18 protein-coding genes are annotated in these 22,331 nt (G+C 72.1%); 8 read left to right on the top strand and 10 right to left on the bottom strand.

Annotated features, from left to right (window positions below):
- Nucleotides 1-66: 66 nt before the first annotated feature.
- Nucleotides 67-2,013 carry a hypothetical protein gene (locus tag IG84_RS0101870; protein WP_031050458.1) on the bottom strand — a complete coding sequence of 649 codons (1,947 nt, stop codon included), beginning with the start codon at nucleotides 2,011-2,013 and terminating at the stop codon, nucleotides 67-69.
- A gap of 394 nt (nucleotides 2,014-2,407) precedes the next feature.
- Nucleotides 2,408-3,685, bottom strand: coding sequence for a phosphoribosylamine--glycine ligase (gene purD, locus IG84_RS0101865; RefSeq protein ID WP_031050457.1), 1,278 nt, complete (start codon nucleotides 3,683-3,685; stop codon nucleotides 2,408-2,410).
- Nucleotides 3,686-4,060: 375 nt separating this feature from the next.
- Between purD and IG84_RS0101860 the strand changes: the two genes are divergently transcribed.
- Entirely contained in the window at nucleotides 4,061-4,825 is a 765-nt protein-coding gene (locus tag IG84_RS0101860) for an SLATT domain-containing protein (RefSeq protein WP_031050447.1), read from the top strand.
- Between the two features lie 27 nt (nucleotides 4,826-4,852).
- Here IG84_RS0101860 and IG84_RS0101855 read toward each other — a convergent pair whose 3' ends face one another.
- From IG84_RS0101855 to IG84_RS0101840, 4 genes are all read right to left on the bottom strand, one after another.
- Entirely contained in the window at nucleotides 4,853-5,503 is a 651-nt protein-coding gene (locus tag IG84_RS0101855) for a hypothetical protein (RefSeq protein ID WP_031050445.1), read from the bottom strand.
- 125 nt (nucleotides 5,504-5,628) lie between these two features.
- Nucleotides 5,629-6,306, bottom strand: a complete 678-nt coding sequence (locus IG84_RS0101850; protein WP_031050443.1) for a GntR family transcriptional regulator — start codon at nucleotides 6,304-6,306, stop codon at nucleotides 5,629-5,631.
- 255 nt (nucleotides 6,307-6,561) lie between these two features.
- Nucleotides 6,562-7,920, bottom strand: coding sequence for an aspartate aminotransferase family protein (locus tag IG84_RS0101845; protein WP_031050441.1), 1,359 nt, complete (start codon nucleotides 7,918-7,920; stop codon nucleotides 6,562-6,564).
- Between the two features lie 259 nt (nucleotides 7,921-8,179).
- Entirely contained in the window at nucleotides 8,180-8,755 is a 576-nt protein-coding gene (locus IG84_RS0101840) for a hypothetical protein (RefSeq protein ID WP_031050439.1), read from the bottom strand.
- Between the two features lie 307 nt (nucleotides 8,756-9,062).
- Here IG84_RS0101840 and IG84_RS0101835 point away from each other — a divergent pair, with 307 nt between their 5' ends.
- Entirely contained in the window at nucleotides 9,063-9,857 is a 795-nt protein-coding gene (locus IG84_RS0101835; protein WP_051861244.1) for a response regulator transcription factor, read from the top strand.
- Nucleotides 9,858-9,862: 5 nt separating this feature from the next.
- The gene (locus tag IG84_RS0101830; protein WP_037798965.1) at nucleotides 9,863-11,338 is read left to right on the top strand and encodes a sensor histidine kinase; all 1,476 of its coding nucleotides are present in this window, start codon (nucleotides 9,863-9,865) and stop codon (nucleotides 11,336-11,338) included.
- A 126-nt stretch (nucleotides 11,339-11,464) separates the two neighbouring features.
- On the opposite strand, the gene IG84_RS0101825 is transcribed toward IG84_RS0101830, so the two are convergent.
- Together IG84_RS0101825 and IG84_RS0101820 are read right to left on the bottom strand one after the other, a co-directional pair.
- Nucleotides 11,465-12,271, bottom strand: coding sequence for a polyphosphate polymerase domain-containing protein (locus IG84_RS0101825; RefSeq protein ID WP_031050432.1), 807 nt, complete (start codon nucleotides 12,269-12,271; stop codon nucleotides 11,465-11,467).
- On the bottom strand, nucleotides 12,268-12,999 hold the full coding sequence (locus tag IG84_RS0101820) for a DUF4956 domain-containing protein (protein ID WP_078648542.1): 732 nt from the start codon (nucleotides 12,997-12,999) through the stop codon (nucleotides 12,268-12,270). The genes IG84_RS0101825 and IG84_RS0101820 overlap by 4 nt, the downstream gene beginning before the upstream one ends.
- A gap of 342 nt (nucleotides 13,000-13,341) precedes the next feature.
- On the opposite strand from IG84_RS0101820, the gene IG84_RS0101815 reads away from it, so the two are divergent.
- A complete protein-coding gene (locus IG84_RS0101815) occupies nucleotides 13,342-14,334 on the top strand; it encodes a phosphatidylinositol-specific phospholipase C (protein WP_031050425.1) in 993 nt (330 codons plus the stop codon).
- Nucleotides 14,335-14,552: 218 nt separating this feature from the next.
- Nucleotides 14,553-16,376, top strand: a complete 1,824-nt coding sequence (locus IG84_RS0101810; RefSeq protein ID WP_031050422.1) for a serine/threonine-protein kinase — start codon at nucleotides 14,553-14,555, stop codon at nucleotides 16,374-16,376.
- A gap of 50 nt (nucleotides 16,377-16,426) precedes the next feature.
- Here the strand turns inward: IG84_RS0101810 and IG84_RS0101805 are convergent, their stop codons facing one another.
- Nucleotides 16,427-17,713 (bottom strand): adenylosuccinate synthase, encoded by a 1,287-nt coding sequence (locus tag IG84_RS0101805; RefSeq protein ID WP_031050418.1) that lies wholly within the window; start codon nucleotides 17,711-17,713, stop codon nucleotides 16,427-16,429.
- A gap of 298 nt (nucleotides 17,714-18,011) precedes the next feature.
- Here IG84_RS0101805 and IG84_RS0101800 point away from each other — a divergent pair, with 298 nt between their 5' ends.
- Nucleotides 18,012-18,953, top strand: a complete 942-nt coding sequence (locus IG84_RS0101800; protein ID WP_037798964.1) for a diacylglycerol kinase catalytic domain-containing protein — start codon at nucleotides 18,012-18,014, stop codon at nucleotides 18,951-18,953.
- 85 nt (nucleotides 18,954-19,038) lie between these two features.
- On the opposite strand, the gene IG84_RS0101795 is transcribed toward IG84_RS0101800, so the two are convergent.
- Nucleotides 19,039-19,569, bottom strand: a complete 531-nt coding sequence (locus IG84_RS0101795; protein WP_037798961.1) for a GbsR/MarR family transcriptional regulator — start codon at nucleotides 19,567-19,569, stop codon at nucleotides 19,039-19,041.
- 124 nt (nucleotides 19,570-19,693) lie between these two features.
- On the opposite strand from IG84_RS0101795, the gene IG84_RS0101790 reads away from it, so the two are divergent.
- Entirely contained in the window at nucleotides 19,694-20,686 is a 993-nt protein-coding gene (locus tag IG84_RS0101790) for an ABC transporter ATP-binding protein (protein WP_031050408.1), read from the top strand.
- A complete protein-coding gene (locus IG84_RS0101785; protein WP_031050406.1) occupies nucleotides 20,683-22,323 on the top strand; it encodes an ABC transporter permease in 1,641 nt (546 codons plus the stop codon). The genes IG84_RS0101790 and IG84_RS0101785 overlap by 4 nt, the downstream gene beginning before the upstream one ends.
- Nucleotides 22,324-22,331 lie beyond the last annotated feature (8 nt).

Genomic DNA, 22,331 nt, shown 5'->3' with positions numbered 1-22,331 from the left:
GGTGTGCGGACGGGCAGGGACGTGCGGCGCCGCCTCCCCGGTGGGCGAAGGCGGCGGGGCCCGTCGTCAGACGAGGCGTACGGGCTTGTCGGGGCGTACGCCCAGCTCGCCGAGCCAGTCGCGGAGCGGCTCGGCGTCGCCGTCGTCGACCAGGCTGCGGACCGAGTGGCCGACATCGGTCCGGCGGGCCCCGCCGACCAGCAGCGCGGGTCCGTCCAGCCAGTCCAGCCCCGGAGCGGCGCCCGCGGTGTCCACGGCGGCGCAGCAGACCATCGCCGTGACGTGGTCGGCGAGCAGCTCACGGCCCGAGCGGGGCGCCTGCAGCGGGAACAGCGGGACGCCGCCGTCGACCAGCCCGTCGCCCCACGGCACACCGGGGCCGGTCGTCCCGGCGGGCTCGGGGGCGGCCGTGCGGGCTGCGGCCCGGCGGTCGGCGGTGGCCCGCTCCTCCCGCTCCAGCTCGGTCACCAGGCGCGCGGCGATCAGGTCGCTCGCCCCGGAGTCCCGCGCCAGCCGCTCGATGATCCGCGACAGGGTGGGCCCGGCAACGGCGGACTCGGCACCGTCCCTCGGGGGGACCGCACCGGCGAGCCGCACCCGGCCGGCGAGGGGCTCGCCCATGGGTTCCGCGGCGCCCATGGGCTCCGTGGTGCCCGCGGGCTCCTGCACGCCGACCGGCTCCCTCGTGCCCGTCGGGTCCGGCCTGTCCACGGGATCCGTTGTGCCCAACGTTTCCTTCGGCCGTACCGGCTGTGCCGCTCCGTCGTCCTCATTCGTACTGTCCGGGGACGCGAGCGCGGGGAGGTCGTCCAGTACGCGGTGCAGGCGGGCGGCCTCCAGCCGCCACTTGCGGTCGACGACCTCCTCCGGATAGCGGTCCCAGGCCACCGGCGACCAGTCGGGCCCGCTCTCGGCGGGGCCGCCGTGGAAGAGCCGCGCGGCCAGCAGGGAGGCGGCGCGGTCGATGGCGCCGGGCTCCTCCAGCAGGTCACAGGCCGGGCGCTCGCCCAGCCGGGAGGCGAAGCCCTCGGCGAGGCGGTCACGGCGGGAGAGCTCGGTGAGCGCCGAGACCACGCCGGCGTCCAGCCGGGCGGGCCAGCGCCCCATTCGCCACGCGGGCAGCGCGACACGGGTGAGCAGCCGGTCCCAGCCCGCGTACGCCAGGCCCACCTGCTCCTGCGCGACGATCCGCAGGCCGTAGTCCACGCCCTGGGCGCGCTCGGAGGCCGCGGCCGCGACGCCGCGCTCCATCTGCGCGGCGTGCTCGCCGCAGCCGCGCAGCAGCAGCCGCGCCACCCGGCCCACGAAGCGCAGCGGTACGCCGCGCAACGTGCCCCGGGCGCGGGCGGCGACCGCGACGGCGGCGTCCAGGCCGCGGACGAAGCGGCGCGCTGCCGCTATGTCGGGGTGCGCCGAGGGCCCCGTACCGGCGACGACCGGAGCCAGCAGGGCGCGCAGCTCGGCGACCCGCATCCACCACAGGAACGGGGAGCCGATGACCAGGACGGGCGCCGGCACCTGCCGGCCCGCCCCGGCCGCGGCGTCGCGGGACACGGGCGCTGTGCGGCCGGATTCCGGGCCGCCGCCGAGCGGCGCCTGCGCGCGGTGCGTACGGTCCTCCAGCCAGCTGTCGCAGTCCGGCGTGAGCGCTATCGCGGAGGGCGCGGGGACCTCCAGCCGGTCGGCGAGATCGCGCACCAGCCGGTACAGATCGGGCGCGGACTCCTCGGCGACCGGGACGGTGGGACTGAGCGCGGGCCTGGCCCGGGCGACCACCGCGGCGACCAGCGCCGCCAGCAGCAGCACCGCCACCGCGAACCCCGCCACGATCCAGCGGGCGAGGACCCAGCCCCCGGAATCCCAGGAGCCGAGCCCACCGGTCGCTGCCCCGGCGAAGAGCACCACGGCCAGCGCGGCCGGCAGCACGGCCGCGCCCAGCGCCGCGCCGCGGATCCGCAGCACCGCGAGCGCCCGGGCGCGCGCTGCCTGTTCGCCTGCTTCCGGACCTGCCACGAGCCTGTACACCCCCTGCTGTCCTGCTTGAACGGGACGGAGAGAACACGGGACGGAAGAGACCGGGCAACGTGCCCGCGGACGCTGGCGACCGTCGGCGCGCTGCTCACTCCCCACCACTCTGGCACCGGCCACTGACATCGCAATGCCGGTGAGCCACTTGCCGGACGTCTCGGGGCAGCCGGCCCGGGAACCGGTAAGGCCACCGGAACGGGCACCACAGGACGCTTGCGCGGAACCCTAGTTGGGGCACCGTCGCACGTCAGCCGTTAACCGGTTTGGTCACTCGATGGAATGGCTTTGGGTAAAGCAAGGAACCGGCCACATGAGCGGCCGGTTCCTCGGACAGCGGGGGCGGCCTCTCCACAGAGGCGGGCCGGGGGTGGTGCGACGCTCAGCCGGCCTGCTCCGCGGCCTTGGCGTCCGCGGCGGCCTTGGCGGCGATGTCCGTCCGGTGGTGGGACCCCTCCAGGGAGATCCGGCCGACGGCGGTGTACGCACGCTCCCTGGCGATGGCCAGGTCGGAGCCGGTGGCGGTGACGGACAGCACCCGGCCACCGGCGCTGAGAACCCGGCCGTCGGCGTCGTTCCGGGTACCGGCGTGCAGGACGTACGCCTCCGGGGCGTCCTGCCCGGCCACCGCGTCCAGGCCGGTGATCGGGTCGCCCGTACGCGGCGCGTCCGGATAGTTGTGCGAGGCGATGACGACCGTGACGGCCGCGCCGTCGCTCCAGCGCAGCGGCGGGAGGGCGGCGAGGTTGCCGGTCGCCGAGGCCATGAGCAGGCCCGCGAGCGGGGTCTTCAGGCGGGCGAGTACGACCTGGGTCTCCGGGTCACCGAAGCGCGCGTTGAACTCGATCACGCGGACGCCGCGCGAGGTGATCGCCAGGCCCGCGTACAGCAGCCCGGAGAACGGCGTCCCGCGGCGCCGCAGCTCGTCCACGGTCGGCTGCAGCACGGACTGCATGACCTCGTCGACCAGCTTGGGGTCGGCCCACGGCAGCGGGCTGTACGCACCCATGCCGCCGGTGTTCGGGCCCGCGTCGCCGTCGAGCGCGCGCTTGAAGTCCTGGGCGGGCTGGAGCGGCACGACGGTCTCGCCGTCGGTGATCGCGAAGAGCGAGACCTCGGGGCCGTCGAGGAACTCCTCGATCACCACGCGGTCGCAGGCCAGGGCGTGCGCCCGGGCCGTCTCGACGTCGTCCGTCACGACGACGCCCTTGCCGGCCGCGAGGCCGTCGTCCTTGACCACGTACGGGGCACCGAACGCGTCCAGGGCCTCGTCGATCTCCGCGGGGGTGGTGCACACGTAGCTGCGGGCCGTCGGCACGCCGGCGGCCGCCATGACGTCCTTGGCGAACGCCTTGGAGCCTTCCAGCTGCGCGGCCTCCGCAGAGGGGCCGAAGACCGGGATGCCGCGGGCGCGCACGGCGTCTGCGACACCGGCCACGAGCGGCGCCTCCGGGCCGACGACGACCAGCTCCGCCTGCAGGCTCACGGCCAGCTCGGCCACGGCCGCGCCGTCGAGGGCGTCCACCGGGTGGAGCTCGGCCACCTCGGCGATGCCGGCGTTGCCGGGAGCGCAGTGCAGCGCGGTGACGTCGGAATCGAGGGACAGAGAGCGGCACAGGGCATGTTCGCGGGCGCCGCCGCCGATGACGAGGACCTTCACAGGAGCAGGGTAGTCGCCCCTTGGGCAGAGACACGAAACGGGCCGCGGCCGCCCTTTGGACAGAGGCACGAAGCGGCTGGGCGGCGGGCCGCTTCCGGGGTGCGGTGGGCCGCGCTCGGGTGCGGTGGGCACAGGTGACCGGACACCGCGAAACCGGCCCGAACCTGTGTACCTAGGCGGGGGCCATGGGGTGTAGCAACTCTTTCGAGTGAGGGTGGGAACTGGCCTATACCTGATCCCGCGCCACTTCCGGGCGGAAATAGCTGGATTCTGGCGGCAACGCCAGCCGTTCGGCGGTAGGAAGGGTGTCTGCGCGCCACGGCCGTCTCATTCGCATCGCGCGCACCGCACGTATCTTCAACAGGGAGTGCACGGGTGAGCCAGCCGGACATGCAGCCCGAGAGGCCGCCCGAGGGGCCTCCTCGGGCGGAAGGCGAGGACGCGCAAGGGCGGGATCGCGGTGATCTAGCCGGCCGTGCCTTTCCGCTCGGCGACTGGGGAGAGCCGGCCGAGCGCCTGGACGAGCTGTACCAATGGGCCGAGACCGGCGCGCTGCACGTCATCGACTGGTATCTCGCCGACCGCGTCGCCAAGCGGCGCACCGCCCGGATACTGCGGGCCGGCGCCGCCGTCGGCGTCTCGGCGGGGGCCCTGCTGCCCCTGCTCGGCGTCAGCGGCGCCCTGGACCGCGGCGCGGAGTACGGCTATCTGGCGCTGCTGCTCGCCGCCGTCTGTATGGGCTGCGACCGGTTCTTCGGCGTGACGGCGGGCTGGATGCGGGACGTGGCCGCCGCGCAGGCCGTACAGCGGCGGCTGGAGGCGCTGCAGTTCGACTGGGCGTCGGAGAGCGTCCGGGAGGTGCTCGGCCCGACGGAGGGCACCGCCGCGGAAGCGGCCGAGCGCTGCCTGACCGTACTGCGGCGCTTCCACGAGGACCTCGCGGAGCTCGTGCGCTCCGAGACCTCCGACTGGATGATGCAGTTCCGTACGGGCCCGGTGCCGACGGGCAGCCAGGCGGCACCGGTCCCCTGGGGCCCGCCGCGCCAGGAGGCCGCGCCGGACCGCACGGGCCGGATCGTGCTCCCTCCGGGCACTCGCCCGAACATGCCCCGGCAGCGACCGCCGGAGCCGCCACGGTGAGGGAGCCGCCGCGGTGAGGAAGGGCGCTCAGCTGAAGACGATCATCGAGCCCTGGCCGAGGCTGCGGGTGGCCGCCGCGTGCAGCCCGAGCCAGACATGACGTTCCCGTGCGAAGGGGCTGTCGTCGGCCTCCGTCGTCTCCGCCCGCTCCTCCAGCGTCGTGGGCCCTTCCGGCGGTGCCGGCGTGGCGGGCGGATTGGCCGGATCGATGCCGATGACCGGTGCGACCACCTCGAGCTCTCTCAGCAGCCCCTGCGAGGACCCCAACGGCCCGCCGCCCTCGAGCAGTTCATCGTTGGCGAGCGGGTGCGGGAAGTCCACCGGTACGTACGCGCCCGCGTGGTCGTAGTGCCACACCAGGTGCGATTCCTGGGCCGTGCTCTCGAACATCTCCAGCAACTGCTCATAGTCGCTGCCCAGTTCGTCCACCGGTGACACGGCGAGCCCGCAGACCTGGAGAAGGTACGCGCGGCGCAGGAAGTGCAGCGCGTCGTAGTCGAAACCGGCGACCGGCGCGACGTCTCCCGACAGGCCCGGCATGTAGTTGAAGATCGGCACGGGCGGCAGTCCCGCGTCGGTCAGCGCTTTGTCGTAGGCGGCGAGCTCTTCGGAGAAGGGATTGTCGGGGCTGTGGCACAGCACGTCGACCAGGGGGACCAGCCAGAGGTCACACGCCACAAGTTCTCGCTTCCGTTCGGTTCCGTTCGGTTGGGTTCCGTTCGGTTCGGTTCCGGTAGACCAGGCGATCGAAGACCAAACGATCGACTGCGATCGACAAAGCCGATGGTCGGGACAGCGTAGTGCTAGGCGAGGTTCTCCACGAGAGCGAGGGAGTGGGCGTTGTACTCGCGCACCAGGCGCTGCGCGGTGGCCAGATCGCGGTGGACGACCGCCGCCGCCAACTCCTGGTGCCCCTGCCACAGATGCCCGCACAGGTCGGCCTTGTCGCGCAGCATCGGCACGGCGAACACCCAGCCCTGTATCCGCATCCGGTCCAGGAAATCCGCGATGTACGGGTTGCCCACCAGATTGCCGAACTCACGCCAGAACCGCAGGTCATAGCCGATCAGTACGTCCAGGTCACCGCAGCGCGCGTACCGTTCCGCCTCCTCGGCGCGGCGCCGGAGGGAGACGAGCATGTCGGAGGTGACGCTGCGGACCAGCTCCTCCGCGCTCGTCCGGAACACGCCCTCCACGACGAGCGTGCGCGCCTCGACCATGGCCCGGTAATCGGCCGCCGTGAACGTGTGGACGCAGAAACCGCGGTGCTGCTCCACATCCAGGAGGCCCTGCGCCGCGAGATCGAGCAGCGCCTCGCGCACAGGGGTCGCGGAGACCCCGTACTGCTCGGCGATCTCCTTGACGGTGAACTGGCGTCCCGCGGGCAGCCGTCCGGCCAGTACCTCGTCGCGCAGCGCGTCCGCGATCTGCTGACGCAGGGTGCTGCGCTGGATGACTCCGCTGACCGACCCGGCGGGCATCGTGTCCGTCTCCTTCCGCGACCGCGCGGCAGGAGCGCGGCCCTCGCCCTCACGATAGGCGAGCGCCGCACGAGACGGATGAGGCAGTGGGTACTAAAGGGCGAGTGGAGGGGATTTGCCCTGGTGAACACGAGGGGGCAGGAGAGGGGCGGGACGTCTGTGCGGCCGGGTCGCACGACCCGGCGGCCGAGCCGCGATCGGCCGGCCGGCCCGCGGCCGGGGTGCTCAGGCGACGGGTCGGCCGGGCCGACTCGGTCAGACGGTGTACGCGTCTGCCGTGGTCAGGGCCTCGTCGAGGGCTGCCAGGCCCTCCTTCGCCTCCCCCTCGGTGATCGTGCACGGCGGGACGACGTGCGTACGGTTCATGTTCAGGAACGGCCACAGGCCCCGCTCCTTGCACGCCGCCGCGAACTTCGCCATCGGGGCGTTGTCCGCGCCCGAAGCGTTGTAGGGCACCAGCGGCTCGTGCGTCTCACGGTTCTTGACCAGCTCGAGCGCCCAGAAGGCACCCATGCCGCGCACCTCGCCCACCGAGGGGTGGCGCTCGGCGATGTCCCGCAGCGCCGGTCCGATGACCTTCTCGCCGATCTCGGCCGCGTTCTCCACGATCCGCTCCTCCGCCATCGCGTTGATCGTCGCGACCGCGGAGGCGCAGGCCAGCGGGTGGCCGGAGTACGTCAGACCGCCCGGGTAGGGGCGCTGGTCGAAGGTCACGGCGATCTCCGCCGAGATCGCGACGCCGCCCAGCGGCACATAACCGCTGTTCACGCCCTTGGCGAAGGTCACCAGGTCGGGCACGACGTCGAAGTGGTCGAGCGCGAACCAGCGGCCCGTCCGCCCGAAGCCCGCCATGACCTCGTCCAGGATGAAGACGATGCCGTACCGGTCACAGATCTCGCGGACCCCGGCGAGGTAGCCGGGCGGCGGGACCATGATGCCGGCGGTGCCCGGAATGGTCTCCAGGATGATCGCGGCGATCGACTGCGGGCCCTCGTAGGCGATGGTGTCCTCGAGGTGGCGCAGCGCGCGCTCGCACTCCTGCTGCTCGCTCTCCGCGTGGAACGGCGAGCGGTACAGGTACGGGCCCCAGAAGTGCACCACGCCGGCCGACGCGGTGTCCGAGGGCCAGCGGCGCGGGTCACCCGTGAGGTTGATCGCGGCCGCGGTGGCGCCGTGGTACGAGCGGTATGTGGAGAGCACCTTGGACCGGCCGGTGTGCAGCCGGGCCATGCGCACGGCGTTCTCGACCGCCTCGGCGCCGCCGTTGGTGAAGAAGATCTTGTCCAGGTCGCCGGGCGTGCGCTCGGCGATCAGCCGCGCGGCCTCGGACCGCACGTCCACGGCGAAGCCCGGCGCCAGGGTGCAGAGCTTGCCGGCCTGTTCCTGGATGGCGGCAACGACCTTCGGGTGCTGGTGGCCGATGTTGGTGTTGACCAGCTGCGAGGTGAAGTCGAGGTAGCGGTTGCCGTCGTAGTCCCACATGTACGAGCCCTCGGCGCCCGCGATCGGCAGCGGGTCTATCAGGCCCTGCGCCGACCAGGAGTGGAAGACGTGGGCACGGTCGGCGGCCTTCACGGCCGCGCCGACGGCGGGGTCTGGTTGCGTCGTGGTCACGGTCACTACCTCGGATCGCTCAGGGCCGCCAGGAAATCAGGGACGCGACAACGCTGGACTGCGAGAACGCGGGAACGCGGGGCGGCGGTCGCTCTCAGCCTAAGGATCACGACGACCGCGCCGGTACCGACAGTGTGTATGGCACTCTCCACGCGCTCTGACAGGTTGTCGATCGTCACTCACGAGGATCGAGACCGGCAGCCGTCGGGCGCGGGCGGGCGCCGTCAGGCACCGTCAGCCGCCGGCCGTCGTCTGTGGCTCAGTCGTCATCGTCGTCATCGTCGTGGTCGATGTCGTGGTCCGCTATGGGTACTGCCTTGGGGCGGCCGTCGTCGCAGCGCACCGCGTACGTGAGGTCGTCGCCGTCGTCCAGCGGCTCGAACTCGATCGTCGCGACATCGGAAGGGCCTCGCTTCACGGAGTCCATGTGATAGCCCGACGCGGGGCTCCACACCGTGAGGTACACCGTGCCGTCGGGGCGGCACTCGGCGGTGGCGCTGCCCCCTGTGACATTCACGGTGCCCACCCGCGCGGCGGAGCCAGGGGACGACGCCCCGCCCGGGGACGGCGTGGCTCCGCCGGAGGGCGTGCCGGACCCGCCGGAATCTGTGGCGCCGGACTCGGAGGCACCGCTGCCCGGATCCGATGAGCCAGGAGGCTGCGCGGACGTACGCGCGGCCGCGAGCTTCTGGCGCACCCCGTCGTCATCGAGCGGCTCGGCCCGGCTGTTCCGCACCCCCATGTCGGTATTGGCCAGCGACCACGCGCCCAGCCCGCCCGCTCCCGCGAACGCGCAGACCCATACGGCGGTCACCACCGCGCTTCGCCACTTCATCGCGCGCCCCTCCTTTCCCTTCCTCATCAATGCCTCGTCCCGGCCTCGGTCTTTTCTCACTCTGCCCGCTCGATCCGGCCCGCGTCGGTTTTCCACAGGCCGGATGTCACGCCCCGCCGCGATCATCGGCCTCGATCGGGTGAGCCGGTTGTCCACAGCGCTCCGTCCACGGCTTCCGCGCCGGAGCGATGCGGCGCGGACCAGGCACGATCCAGACTCCCGCACCCTTCCCTAACGTCCGGTTAAAGCGGTCCCAAAGCCTCCGGCCGACCGCCCGGACGGAATCATTGCTGGTTACCGTGGCGGCATGTCCCACCTGCTCGTCGTCGAGGACGACCCCCAGCTGCGCAGTGCGCTCGTGCGGGCGTTGCGTGACCGTGGCCATGCCGTGGCCACCGCCGCGACCGGGATGTCCGGCCTCGACGCTGCCGTGACCGACCGCCCCGACCTCGTCGTCCTGGATCTCGGCCTGCCCGACGTGGACGGCGCGCAGGTCCTGCGGATGCTGCGGGCGGTCAGCGATGTACCGATCATCGTCGCCACCGCGCGCGACGAGGAGGGCGACATGGTTGCGGTGCTCGACGACGGGGCGGACGACTACATCGTCAAGCCGTTCGGCGCCGCACAGCTCGACGCGCGGATCAAGGCGGTACTGCGCCGACTGGGCACCGCGGAGCCGGAGGCGCCTCTTCGGGTGGGAGGGCTGGTGCTGGACTCGGCGGCGCGCGAAGTCGTGCTGGACGGCGCACCGCTGGATCTCACGCCCCGCGAGTTCGACCTGCTTCTGTACCTCGCCCGCCGCGCCGGCCAAGTGGTCTCGCGCCGGGAACTGCTCGCCGAGGTGTGGCAGCAGCCGCTCGGCGGCGCGGACAAGACGGTGGACGTCCATCTGTCCTGGCTGCGCCGCAAACTCGGCGAAACCGCCCAGAAGCCCCGTTATCTCCACACGGTCCGCACCGTGGGCGTCAAGCTCGCCGCCCCGGAGGAGGGCGCCGCCGAGGACGAAACCGGCCCGAGCGACGTCAGTAGTGCTGATGGTATCGGTGGGGCCCCGAGCGCCGGTCGGGCCCGTGGGGCCAGTGGCCCGCGGATTCCGGAGTAGTCCCGATGCGTCTCCGGATTCTCCTGGTCACGGCCGTGACCACCGCACTCGTGCTCGCCACGCTCCTGGTGCCGCTCGCCCTGCTCACCCGTAGCCACGCCGCGGACCGGGCCACCGCGGACGCCACCGCCCGCGCGCAGTCGCTGGCCGCGGGCATCGGTACCGCGCTGGCACACCCCGGCCCCGAGGCCAGCCGGACCACCGCCGCGTCGCTCGTGACGGCCGCCAACGGCGCGGACCTCCCGCGTACCTCGGTGATCCTCGCCGACGGGACCGTACTGGGCCCTCCGGCGCACGTCACAGACGCCGTGCGCCTGGCGCGTTACGGGCGTGCGTTCGCGTACGCGCCCCCTGAGGGCGGCCAGACCGTACTGGTCCCCGTACAGGGCACGTCGGGCGGCACCGCCGTCGTCCATGTCGCGCTGACGGACGAGCAGTTGTACGCGGGGACCCTCCCGTCATGGCTGGCGTTCGCCGGACTCGGCGCCGGGCTGGTGCTCCTCGGCCTGCTGGTCGCCGACCGGCTGGGCGCGCGCCTGGTCGGCTCGACACAGCGGCTCGCGAAGGTCGCCGACCGATTGGCGGCCGGCGACCTCACCGCACGTGCCGAGCCGGACGGACCACCGGAGCTGCGCCTGGTGGCCGGCCAACTCAACCACCTCGCCGGCCGTATCGAGGGCTTCCTCACGGCCGAACGGGAGAACGCGGCGGATCTCGCGCACCGCCTCCGCACCCCGGTCGCCGCGCTCCGCCTGGACGCGGAGGGGCTGCGCGACCCGGCCGAGGCGGAGCGGATCGCGGCGGACGTGGCGGCGCTGGAACGCAGCGTGGACGAGGTCATCCGTACGGCGCGCAAGCCACTGCGGGACGCGACAGGGCTCACTGGGGCGGGCGGCCCGTCCCGTGGCGGGGCCGGTGAGCCGTCCGCCGATCTGGCCGCGGTGGCCCGCGAACGGGCGGACTTCTGGCGCCCGTTGGCCGAGGACCAGGGGCGCACGCTGGACTTTCACGCCCCTGATGCGCCGGTGTACGTACGGGCGGACGAAGCGGAGCTGGCAGCGGCGGTCGACGCCCTCATCGGCAACGTCTTCGACCACACCCCTGAGGGCGTGGGCATGCGCCTGTCCGTGTCGGCCGCGGCCGGACAGGAGCCCGGGGGCAGTACTGCGGAGGGGGCCGGCGGCGGCTCCGTACCCGGGCGCGCGAGCGGGCGTACGGGCCCGGGCGCGGCCGGCCGCACCGGTGGTCTGCTGGTCATCGAGGACGACGGGCCCGGCTTCCCGGAAGGGCACGTCCCGCAGCGGGGCAAGAGCGGCGGCGGCTCCACCGGCCTCGGCCTGGACATCGTCCGCCGGGTCGCGGAGGAGTCCGGCGGTCGCACGGAGTTGACCGCCGCGCGACGGGCGAGCGGCGGGGAAGACACCCCGGGTGACGGCCGGGGCGCCCGCGTGGAGGCCCACCTCGGGGGACCGTCGGCGTAGCGCTGAGGTGGGCTCGTGCACGTCGGCGGCGGGGCCGGTCCACACCGCCGGTGGAAGCCGGTACACGCTGGTAGTAAGACCGGTGCACGCCGTCGGCGGACTGACCGCCCACCTGCCGCCGCGCCGTCAGGCCGCGTACGGCTCGGTCGGTGTGAAGACCCGCCGGGTGGCGCGGCGCCAGGCGTTCGCGGTGAGGTCGGGGCGGAGGGCCGAGAGCGCACCGCAGTACTTGGTGAATTCGGCCGGGCGCACGCCATAACCGTGCAGCAGACGATCGGCCTCGGTCAGATGTCCATCCGTCTTGGACTCGACGAGCACCAGGCCCCCATCGGCACGGACCGAGCGCCCGGTACGCGGATCGCGGCAGACCATGCCCGCGTCGCAGGTGATGCGCTGGCCGTCCGCCACGAAGGTCGCACGCTGGTAGTCGGTGACGAGCGAGGTGGCGAGGTCCGTGGGGGCCGTGATGTCGTACGTACGGCGCAGGACCGAGGCGAGGAAGTCGCGCGGGGCCTGGTCCAGCGCGGTGTCGCCGGGCAGCATCGGCTGCCGGAACTTCACGGTCTCCCCGCGCCCGCTCTTGAGCTTGATCTCGAACTGGCGCTCGCCGGTGTCCTCGTACAGCCGCTCCCGGATCTTGAAACGGAGCCGCCGCCCCTGCCGGTGGTCGTGGAAGGAACGCAGGTCAGGCGTGTCGTAGTACACGGAGTTGTACCGGAACCAGCGGCGGCCGTTGATGCACAGCGACTTGAACGGTCCGCCGGGGCGCTTCGGGTCCGTCAGCCGGGCCGCGAAGTCGGCGAAGATCTCGATCGGCACGAGGTAGCTGTTGTCGTGGCGGGCCAGTAGCTCGGCGCGGGCCTGCACCTCGGCGAGGGTGATGGGATGCGCGGCCAGTGCGGCGCGCCCGATGGCACGGACGGCGGGGTTCACACGGTCTCCTTCGAGGCGTTGGCGGTACGTCCGGAGGGGAGGTCGGTGGTGCGGTCGGCGCGGCGCGGGTCGATGGTGTCCGCGAACGCCTGGTGGGAAGTCCTGGGGGACGTCTCGTGCGGCATCTGGTGAGGTGTCTCGTGAGGCGTACGAGCGGCAGCGACGGAACGTTCCATCTCGCGGTATCGGACGTCCACGACCGTCACGTCCCGGACGAAGTCCACCTGCTTGACGGTCCAGTCGAGCGGCTCGCCCACCCGGCGGGCCAGATCGGCGCGGAGTGCGGCCGGATCCGCGTGCACGGTGTCGAGCGTGACGACCGTGCGCCGGCTGCGGGTCAGCAGCTTGGGGTGGTCGGCGCACCAGATGACGAAGAGCAGCAGCACGGTGAAGAGCGCGGCGAACCCCAACTCGAGCTGCGGCAGCCCGCACAGCAGGCCCAGGACGAGGGTGGTGAAGTAGTACGCCACCTCCTCGTGCTGGATGGAATCCGACCGCAGCCGGATGATCGAGAGCACGCCGAACAGGCCGAACGCCAGCGCCGTACCGCCGCTCCCGTTGACTCTCGCGAGCGCCGCGACGACCGAGAACAGGGCGACGTTGAGCGCGAGGTAGGCCGGCACGAGGTCCCGGCGCCGGTGCCGCGGGTAGTAGACGGCGAATGTCAGCGCGCACACCGCGGCCAGGTCGAGCCCCAGATGGGCGGCCAGCTGTCCGAAAGTGATCATTGCTTTCCCTGTCCGGTCACGAGTGGCCGACCTGCCCGGTGGCCACGTCTCCTGCGATTCGCTCCCCTGGCGTGGCGCAGCGCGGCACGGCGACGGCGGGAGGCACAGGAAAAACGTAGGAACCGGCGGGTTAAGCGCGCCCCTCGTGAGCGTTAAGGAAGGGCGTTGGCGGAAGCGGGCCGGGACAGGCGACTCTCCGGTACTGCTGTTTCTTCAGTCTCACCCACCTCTCCACTCCCTTAGGGCTACTCTCACCACACGCGACTCTGCCGTGCCTGGACTGCTCCTGCCTGCATGGAGCCGGGCCGTGCGCAGCCGTATGCCGTCGGAGGGGGATGCCGCATGTCCATGAGTCGTCGAGGCTTCGTCGCCGCGGCCGTGACCGGGTCCGCCGCCGCACTGCTCGCCCCAGGAGCGTCCGCCCGCGCGCTGACGTCCCCCATCGCTTTGTCGACCGGCCGCCGCCTTTCCGCGGCGTCCGACCCCGCCAGGTGGATGGCCGCGCTGGCCGACGGCACTCCGCTGACCCGGCTGACCATCCCCGGTACGCACGACACCTGCGCCACCGACCCGATGAACGGTACGGAGTGGTCGCACACCCAGAACATGGGCATACCGGAGCAACTGCGGCGCGGAATACGCTTCTTCGACATCCGCTGCGGCGAACCGCCCTCGGACGTGCCCGACGAACTCGGCATCTATCACGCGTCGTACTACCAGGACATCACCTTCAACACCGTCCTCGATCAGTGCCGCGACTTCCTGCGGGCTTCTCCGGGCGAAACCGTGCTGATGCGCGTCAAGAACGAGCACGGGCTGACCGATGCGCAGCTCAGTGCCAAGTTCGGTGAGTATCTGGGAGCCAAGGGCTACGGGGATCTCTTCCTCATCGAGCCCGACCTTCCGGCGCTCGGCGCGGCGCGTGGCAAGGTCGTCCTCATCACGCAGTTCGCCTCCGGACTGGGCGCACCCGCCTGGCCCGCGGGCGACAACGGCACCTTCTCCAACGAGTGGTTCGAGCTGCAGGACCACTACGCGACGTCCGTCGACACCAAACGGCAGGACATCCTGCGGCACTTCGACACCGCCGCGGCCCACCAGGACTCCGGCCGGCTCTTCCTCAACTTCACCAGCCTCGCTCCGGATGCCGCCAACGGCTTCCGCTGGCCCAAGCACCTCGCCGACGCGGTGATGCCGACCGTCCTGGACTACCTCGACGGCCACCCGCAGCCCGGTGTCCATCTCGGGGTCGTGGTCATGGACTTCCCCGAATTCCACGCTCCTGCCACCGAGTCGCTCATCGCCCGCAATTTCCCCGCGGCGACGTCTTCCTGATCCGGTCTCACCCAGAGCCCCCATGCCATCCCCCGTTCGCGAACCCTCACTTCACACGCCCCATCACTCAGTGTGACGAACGAGTCGGCGCGATCGTTCCCGCCTCGTGACGCCCCGGCCGCCACCGAGCGATCTCCCGCGGCCTACGCTCGGCTGACGATGCCGGAACGGCACGAGACGCGACGGCAACGGCTGAGGGAACGGGGAGGGTGCCGAGCATGGACGGCCTCAAGGGACTGACCGCGGAGGACCCGAGGGCGATCGGCGCCTACCGCCTGCTCGGCCGGCTGGGCACCGGGGGGATGGGGCGGGTCTACCTCGCGCGTTCCGAAGGCGGACGGACCGTGGCCGTGAAGCTGGTCAAGGCCGAACTGGCGGTCGAGCAGGAGTTCCGGGACCGGTTCCGGGCCGAGGTCGCGGCGGCGCGCCGGGTGGGCGGCCGGTGGACCGCACCCGTACTGGACGCCGACACCGAAGCGCAGGTGCCGTGGGTGGCGACCGGGTACATCGCGGGCCCGTCGCTGAGCGAGGTCGTGGAGGGCGCGTACGGGCCGCTTCCGGAGTACTCGGTCAGGCGGCTCGCCTACGGGCTGGCCAGCGCGCTGCTCGACATCCACGGCGTCGGCCTGGTGCACCGCGACCTCAAGCCGTCCAACGTCCTGCTGACCATCGACGGCCCGCGCGTGATCGACTTCGGTATCGCGCGGGCGCTGGACGCCGTGAGCGAGCACACCCAGACGCAGGCGGGCATGGTCGTCGGCTCGCCGAGCTTCATGTCGCCCGAGCAAGTACGCGGCGAGCGGATCACGCCGGCCGGCGACGTCTTCTGCCTGGGCTCGGTGCTCGCGTACGCGGCCTCCGGGCGGATGCCCTTCGGATCGCTCGTCTCGGGTGTGCACTCCGTGATGTTCCGCGTCGCCGAGTCCGACCCCGACCTCGACGCCGTACCGGAGTCCTTGCGGGAGCTGATCGGCAGTTGCCTGTCGAAGAGCGCGGCGGAGCGGCCGGCCCCGGAAGAGCTCATCTCCGTGATCGGGCCGGTGAGCAGCGGCGGAGCGGCCGCGCCCTGGCTGCCGGCCGAGCTCATCGCCCGGCTGGGACAGCACGCCGTACAGCTGCTGGACACGGATACGCCGCCCTCGGGGCAGCCGGCGCGCCCGGGGCACGCGGAACCGCCCACCACGGTCCTGCCGACGGGATCGCAATCAGGGCCCGGGCCGGCAGCGAGTACTGGCTCCGGCAACACGCCCGCCCCCGCCCGTCGGCGCCGCTGGCCCCTCGCCCTCGGGGCCGTCGCCGTGGTAATCGCTGCGGCCGGTGTCGCGGCGGTCGCCGTGCCCGCGCTGGGTGGCGGCACGCAGCACGAGGGCGGCTCGGACATCCCGGCCGACTACGTGGGCACCTGGACCGGCGATGTGGAGCGGGACGGGATGCCCACGGGGCAGCAGCGGCGATTCGTGATCTCGCACGGGAGCGTCGGCGAGGTGGTCGCCAACAGCATCAGCCTCGGCGCCACGTACGAGTGCAAGAGCGACGGGAAGCTGGTCTCGGCGTCGGACACCGAGGGGCTGCGGCTGGACACCACCGTGGTGAAGTCCGCACCCGAAGGGCGCTGCTCGGCGCTGGGCGAGCACAGCCTCAAGAGGGGGCCGCAGAAGAACACCCTCGTATGGAGCGCGGCGGGGCGTACGGCGACGCTGCGCCCCGCGGGCCACGAGGTGGTCCCGACGGCGTACCTGGGCACCTGGGAGCGCCCGAACGCGGACGGTGTGGGCACCCAGCGGGTGACGATCGAGCGCACTCCGGTGGGCAGTCCCGCCGTGACGATCGACGTACAGGGCAGCGGCGGGCACTGTACGGCGCGCGCGGACTTCTACTCGGCCGACGGGAAACTCTCCGTCGGCCCCTCCGTAGTGCAGCGCCCCGCTCCGGGGTGCGCGGCCGGCAGTTCGTCCGTCTTCAGGATCGCGGGCGACGGCTCCCTGGTGCGCGAGTTCCGCGGAAACGACAAGCAGCCGCGTACCTACACGAAGGTGCAGTGAACGCGGCTGCTGACCGTCACGGTCGGCCCCTACGGAGCCTGACGCACGCCTCAGTCCAGGAACGAGTTGATCTGGATCGTCTCGTCGCGGCCCGGGCCGACGCCGATCGCGGAGATGGGCGCGCCCGACATGTCCTCGAGCGCCTTCACGTACGCCTGGGCGTTCTTCGGGAGCTCGGCGAAGGTCTTGGCCTTGGTGATGTCCTCGGACCAGCCCGGCAGCATCTCGTAGACCGGCTTCGCGTGGTGGAAGTCGCTCTGGTTGTGCGGCAGCTCCTCGACCCGCTTGCCGTCGACCTCGTAGGCGACGCAGACCGGGATCTGCTCCCAGCCGGTGAGCACGTCGAGCTTGGTCAGGAAGAAGTCGGTGAGGCCGTTGACGCGGGTCGCGTAGCGCGCGATGACCGCGTCGAACCAGCCGCAGCGGCGGTCGCGGCCGGTGGTCACACCGCGCTCGCCACCAATGGTGCGCAGCGCCTCGCCGTCCTTGTCGAACAGCTCGGTCGGGAACGGGCCGGCGCCGACACGCGTGGTGTACGCCTTCAGGATGCCGATGACCCGGTTGATCTTCGTCGGGCCGACGCCCGCACCGGTGCAGGCACCGCCGGCGGTCGGGTTCGAGGAGGTGACGAAGGGGTACGTGCCGTGGTCGACGTCCAGGAGGGTGCCCTGGCCGCCCTCGAAGAGGACGACCTTGCCCTCGTCGATGGCGTCATTGAGGATCAGCGTGGTGTCCGCCACGTAGCCCTTGATCTGGTCCGCGTAGCCGAGCATCTCCTCGACGACCTGCTCGGCGACCACCGCGCGGTGGTTGTAGAGCTTGGCCAGCACCTGGTTCTTGAAGTCGAGGGCCGCCTCGACCTTCTGGAGCAGGATCGACTCGTCGAACAAGTCCTGCACACGGATGCCGGTGCGGTTGATCTTGTCGGCGTAGGTCGGGCCGATGCCGCGCCCCGTGGTGCCGATCTTCCGCTTGCCGAGGAAGCGCTCGGTCACCTTGTCGACGGTGATGTTGTACGGCGTGATCAGGTGGGCGTTACCGCTGACCAGCAGCTTGGACGTGTCGACGCCGCGCTCGTTCAGTCCGCTCAGCTCGGAGAGCAGGACCGCCGGGTCGACGACGACACCGTTACCGATGACCGGGGTACATCCCGGCGAGAGGATCCCGGAAGGGAGCAGGTGCAGTGCGTACTTCTGGTCGCCCACGACGACCGTGTGGCCGGCATTGTTGCCGCCCTGGTAGCGCACTACATAGTCAACGGATCCACCGAGCAGGTCGGTGGCCTTTCCCTTGCCCTCGTCACCCCACTGAGCACCGAGCAGCACAAGTGCGGGCACAGGCGTACACCCCTTCCGGGCGGGGCATGTCCAACGTGCGAGCGGCTCACTGCGTGGTGCAGCCGCCGCGCGAGCCGTCGACCGGTGCCCCGGATAGACGAAGCCCCTGGCGCAACAACGACAGGGGCTCTTGCACCGAGAGATTACCGAATATTTCTCTCGGGCGACGAACAGGACAGTCCCGGGCGCCCGGCCACCGCCGGGGTACGGGGGCCCGCGGTGGCCGCTACGACTGTTTTGTCCCCCGTCCCGTCCGAGTCCGTTCCCCGAGAGAACGCAAGCCCTAGGAAGGACCGAGGTGTCGGCTCCAGACCTTGCCGGGCGCTCCCTGCTCGTGGTCATCGACCCGGTCGCCCGCCGTGTGGACGGCGAGTCCGTGCGTATCGCCAAAGACGTCCTGTGCGCGGCCGCGACCACGAAGATCTGCTTTCCGGACGACCCCGCGGAATTCGCCCGGGTGCTCGCCCGAAGGGGGCAACGCCGCCCCGTGGTGATCGGCGACGACCGCGCCCTGTTGCGCGCCGTCGAGCTGCTCCACAAGGAGCGCGAGCTGCCTCGCGTGCCCCTCTCGATGGTGCCCGTCGGGGTGCCGACCGCCATCGCGCTGAGCCGGGCGCTGGGCGTCCCCACGGACACCGTGACCGCCGCGCGCGCCGTCCTGGACGGCCAGGAGCGCGTTCTGGACCTGCTCGCCGACGACAGCGACGGAATCGTGCTGGGCGGCCTGCGCATCCCCGGCGGCGATCCGGCCGAGCAGCCCGCACAGCCCGCCCGTATGGCCACTGAGGAGCCGGCTGTGCCCGCGCAGCGCCCCTGGTGGGCCCCGGCCGCCCGGACCGCGAGAGCGGCCCTGTCGCTGCTCACGGCGCCCGTTCCGGGCGGCGGACGGCGCGACGGCCGGATGCCGCCGCGGCTGCGTGTGGAGGCGGACGGCGTCGTACTGGCGGACCTGGACCGGCCGGTGCACCGGGTGTCGGTCGTGCCCGTGGGGTGCACGGCGGCGGAGGGCGCGGCACCGGGAGACGGGGCGGCGTACCCCGCACAGGAGCACGAAGGACTGGCCGAGGTGATCGTGCAGTGGCAGGCCACGGAGGCGCCGGTGCGCGTACGGGCGCGGGCCGTGACGGTGTCCGGGCCGGATTTTCGCTACCGGGCGGACGCGGTGATCGGCGGGCCGGTCAGGACGCGGACGTGGACGGTCCAGCCGGCCGCGTGGCGGCTGACACTGCCCCGTAGGTGACGCATCTCACGCTCCGTGAGGCGATACCCAGGACTTCCGGCGAGCGTCGACGCGGCGTACCGGGCGCGCCGACGCGGCCGGCGGATCACCGCCGGAGCCGGCCCTCGGCATCGTTTTCCTGCTGAGCGCGCAGTTCGTCCCGGTGCGCGCGCCAGCGCTCCATCATCACGTTCAGCTCCTGCTGCATGAACTCGAAGAACGCGAGCGTCTCGCCGACCCGGCGGCCGGCCGGTGAGCCCTCGCCGAGGCTCTCCAGGCCGTCGCGCAGCGCGGTCTCGAAGCGGGTCATGCTGCTGTCCTTGCGGGTCAGCGCTTCGTACCACTGATCACTGTGCACCCGGTACCGGTCGCGCCGGGACCCCGGCTCGCGTTCCCGGCCGACCATGCCGACCTGCGAGAGATAGCGGATCGCGCCGGAGACGGCGGCCGGGCTGATCTGCAGCCGCTCGCTGATCTCGGCGGAGGTGAGCACGCCGGAGTCGGAGGCGAGCAGGCAGGAGAAGACCCGCGCGGGCATCCGCTGCATCCCCGCATCCGTCAGCTGCGCCGCGAATCGCTCCACGAACTGCGCGACCGCCTCGTCGTCCCGGGTTCCCGTCCGCTGTTCCTCGCTCATCTGCTCATCCTCTCGCCCTGCTCCTGCGACCGACCTGCGCGTTCCCGGCTCGTCAACGCCTCCACCCAATTTTATACGCTTCCTTAACTTCACAAATTTGTGAAAGTAGCGTATGTTCAAAATCATGACAGCACTCGCCCCAGCCGCGGCGATCCACATCGCCGATCTGCACAAGTCGTTCGGCCGCACCCGCGCGCTGGACGGTCTCGACCTCGCCGTCGCACCCGGCGAGGTGCACGGCTTCCTCGGCCCCAACGGCGCGGGGAAGTCCACCACCATCCGCGTCCTGCTCGGCCTGCTGCGCGCCGACCGCGGCGCCGTGCGCCTGCTGGGCAAGGACCCGTGGCACGACGCGGTCGAGTTGCACCGCCGCATCGCGTACGTGCCCGGGGACGTGACGCTGTGGCGCAATCTCTCCGGCGGCGAGGTCATAGATCTGTACGGGAGGCTGCGCGGCGGTCTGGACGGCGCGCGCAGGGCGCAGTTGCTGGAGCGCTTCGAGCTCGACCCCACGAAGAAGGGGCGCACGTACTCCAAGGGGAATCGGCAGAAGGTCGCCCTGGTCGCGGCCTTCGCCTCCGACGTCGACCTGCTGATCCTCGACGAGCCGACCTCCGGCCTGGACCCGCTGATGGAAGAGGTCTTCCAGGAGTGCGTCATGGAGGAGCGCGACCGCGGGCGCACGGTGCTGCTCTCCAGCCATCTCCTCTCCGAGGTCGAGGCGCTGTGCGACCGCGTGAGCATCATCCGCAAGGGCCGGACCGTGGAGAGCGGTTCGCTCGCCGAGCTGCGCCACCTCACGCGGACCTCGGTCTCCGCCGAGCTGGCCGGCCCGCCCAACGGACTGTCCCGCCTCCCCGGCGTGCATGACCTCGATGTCCAGGACAGACGCGTCCGGCTCCAGGTCGACACCGACAAGCTCGACGCCGTGCTGCGCTCCCTCACCGAGTCCGGCGTACGCAGCCTGACGAGTACGCCACCGACGCTGGAGGAGCTGTTCCTGCGGCACTACCAGGACGACATGGCCGGCACAGGCGCGGGAGGCCGGCCCGCCGCAGCCGACGCGAACGCTGCCGCCGAGCCTTCCGGCGCCGAAGGCGGGGTGACCTCGCGATGACTGCTGTGGCCGCCGCGCCCGCGGGCCGGCGCGGGTCCCGCGACCTGGCCGGTACCGGCGCCCTGCTGCGCCTCGCCCTGCGCCGGGACCGGCTGATGATCCCCCTGTGGGTACTGCTGCTGGGACTGACGGTGGCCGGCCTCAGCGGAACCTTGGAAGCGCTGTACGACACGGCAGCCGAGCGCGCCGAGCTCGGCCGGTCGATGAACGCCAACGCCTCGATGCGGGCGCTGTACGGCCCGGTCTTCGGCGACTCGATCGGCGGGCTGGTCGCCTGGCGAATGGCCGGCTTCGGCGCGGTGCTCGCCGCCGTGATGAGCCTGCTGATCGTCATACGGCACACGAGAGAAGAGGAGGAGACGGGGCGTCAGGAGCTGCTGTCGGCCGCCATGGTCGGACGCCGCGCGCCGATCAGTGCCGCACTGCTGACCGCGTTCCTCGCCAATGCCGCGCTGGCGCTGGTCATCGCCGCCGGGCTCGCCAAGTCCGGGCAGCCGGTCGCGGGTTCGCTGGCGCTGGGGCTTGCCATCGGTGGGTGCGGGATGTTCTTCGCGGGCGTCGCCACGATCGCCGCGCAGCTCACCGAGAGCGCGCGGCTGGCCAAGGGGCTGACGGGCGCGGTCGTGGGCCTCGCGTTCGTTCTGCGGGCGGCGGGCGACGCCGCGACCGACGACGGCTCCTCGCCGCTGACCTGGATATCGCCGGTCGGCTGGTGCCAGCATGTGCGGGCCTACGCCGGTGAGCGCTGGTGGGTGCTGCTGCTGTTCGCCGCCGGGGCCGCCGTCGCGGGCGGTGTCGGGTACGCGTTGACCGCGCGGCGCGACATGGGGATGAGCTTCCTGCCCGCCCGGCCGGGGCCGGCCCGTGCGCCGGCGTCGCTGAACGGCGCGTTCGGCCTCGCCTGGCGGCTGCAGCGTACGACGCTGCTGGGCTGGGCCGCCGGGTTCGCGGTGGCCGGCGGGGTGTTCGGCGGGATCGCCGACGGCGCCTCCGACATGGTCGGCGACAACGAGCAGACGCGCCGGATACTCGAGCGGATGGGCGGCACCCAGGCGTTGACCGACACGTTCCTGGCCACCATGGTCGGCATGCTCGGAATGGTCGCTGCGGTCTACGCGGCGGGGGCGGTGCTGCGGCTGCGCGGCGAGGAGACCGGCGAGCGGGCCGAGCCGGTGCTGGCCGGCGCGGTGGGGCGGCTTCGCTGGGCGGCGAGCCACCTGGTGATCGCCTTCCTCGGCTCGGTCGTGGTGATGGCGGTCGGCGGAGTGGGCCTGGCGGTCGGGTACGGGAGTGCGGTCGGCGACCTGGACGGACGGCGGTTCGGGGCCGTCGTGGGTGCGGCACTGGCGCAGATACCGGCGATCTGGGTGCTCGCCGGGCTCGCCACCCTCCTCTTCGGCTCCCTTCCGAAGCTGGCCACGGCGGCTTGGGGGCTGGTCGGTGCGTCCCTGGCCCTCGGCTGGATCGGCCCGGCGCTCGATCTGCCGCAGTGGGCGATGGACCTCTCCCCGTTCAGCCATCTGCCGAAGCTTCCGGGCGGCGAGGTGACGGCGACGCCGTTCCTGTGGCTCCTGCTGATAGCCGCCCTGAGCACGGCCGTCGGGCTGGTGGGACTGCGGCGGAGGGACATGGGGTGACGCGGGGA

The sequence above is a fragment of the Streptomyces ochraceiscleroticus genome (genome assembly GCF_000720485.1).
Lineage (GTDB): Bacteria > Actinomycetota > Actinomycetes > Streptomycetales > Streptomycetaceae > Streptomyces > Streptomyces ochraceiscleroticus.
Note: the sequence above shows the minus strand (reverse complement) of the source record. Positions and strands in the feature narration are given on the sequence as shown.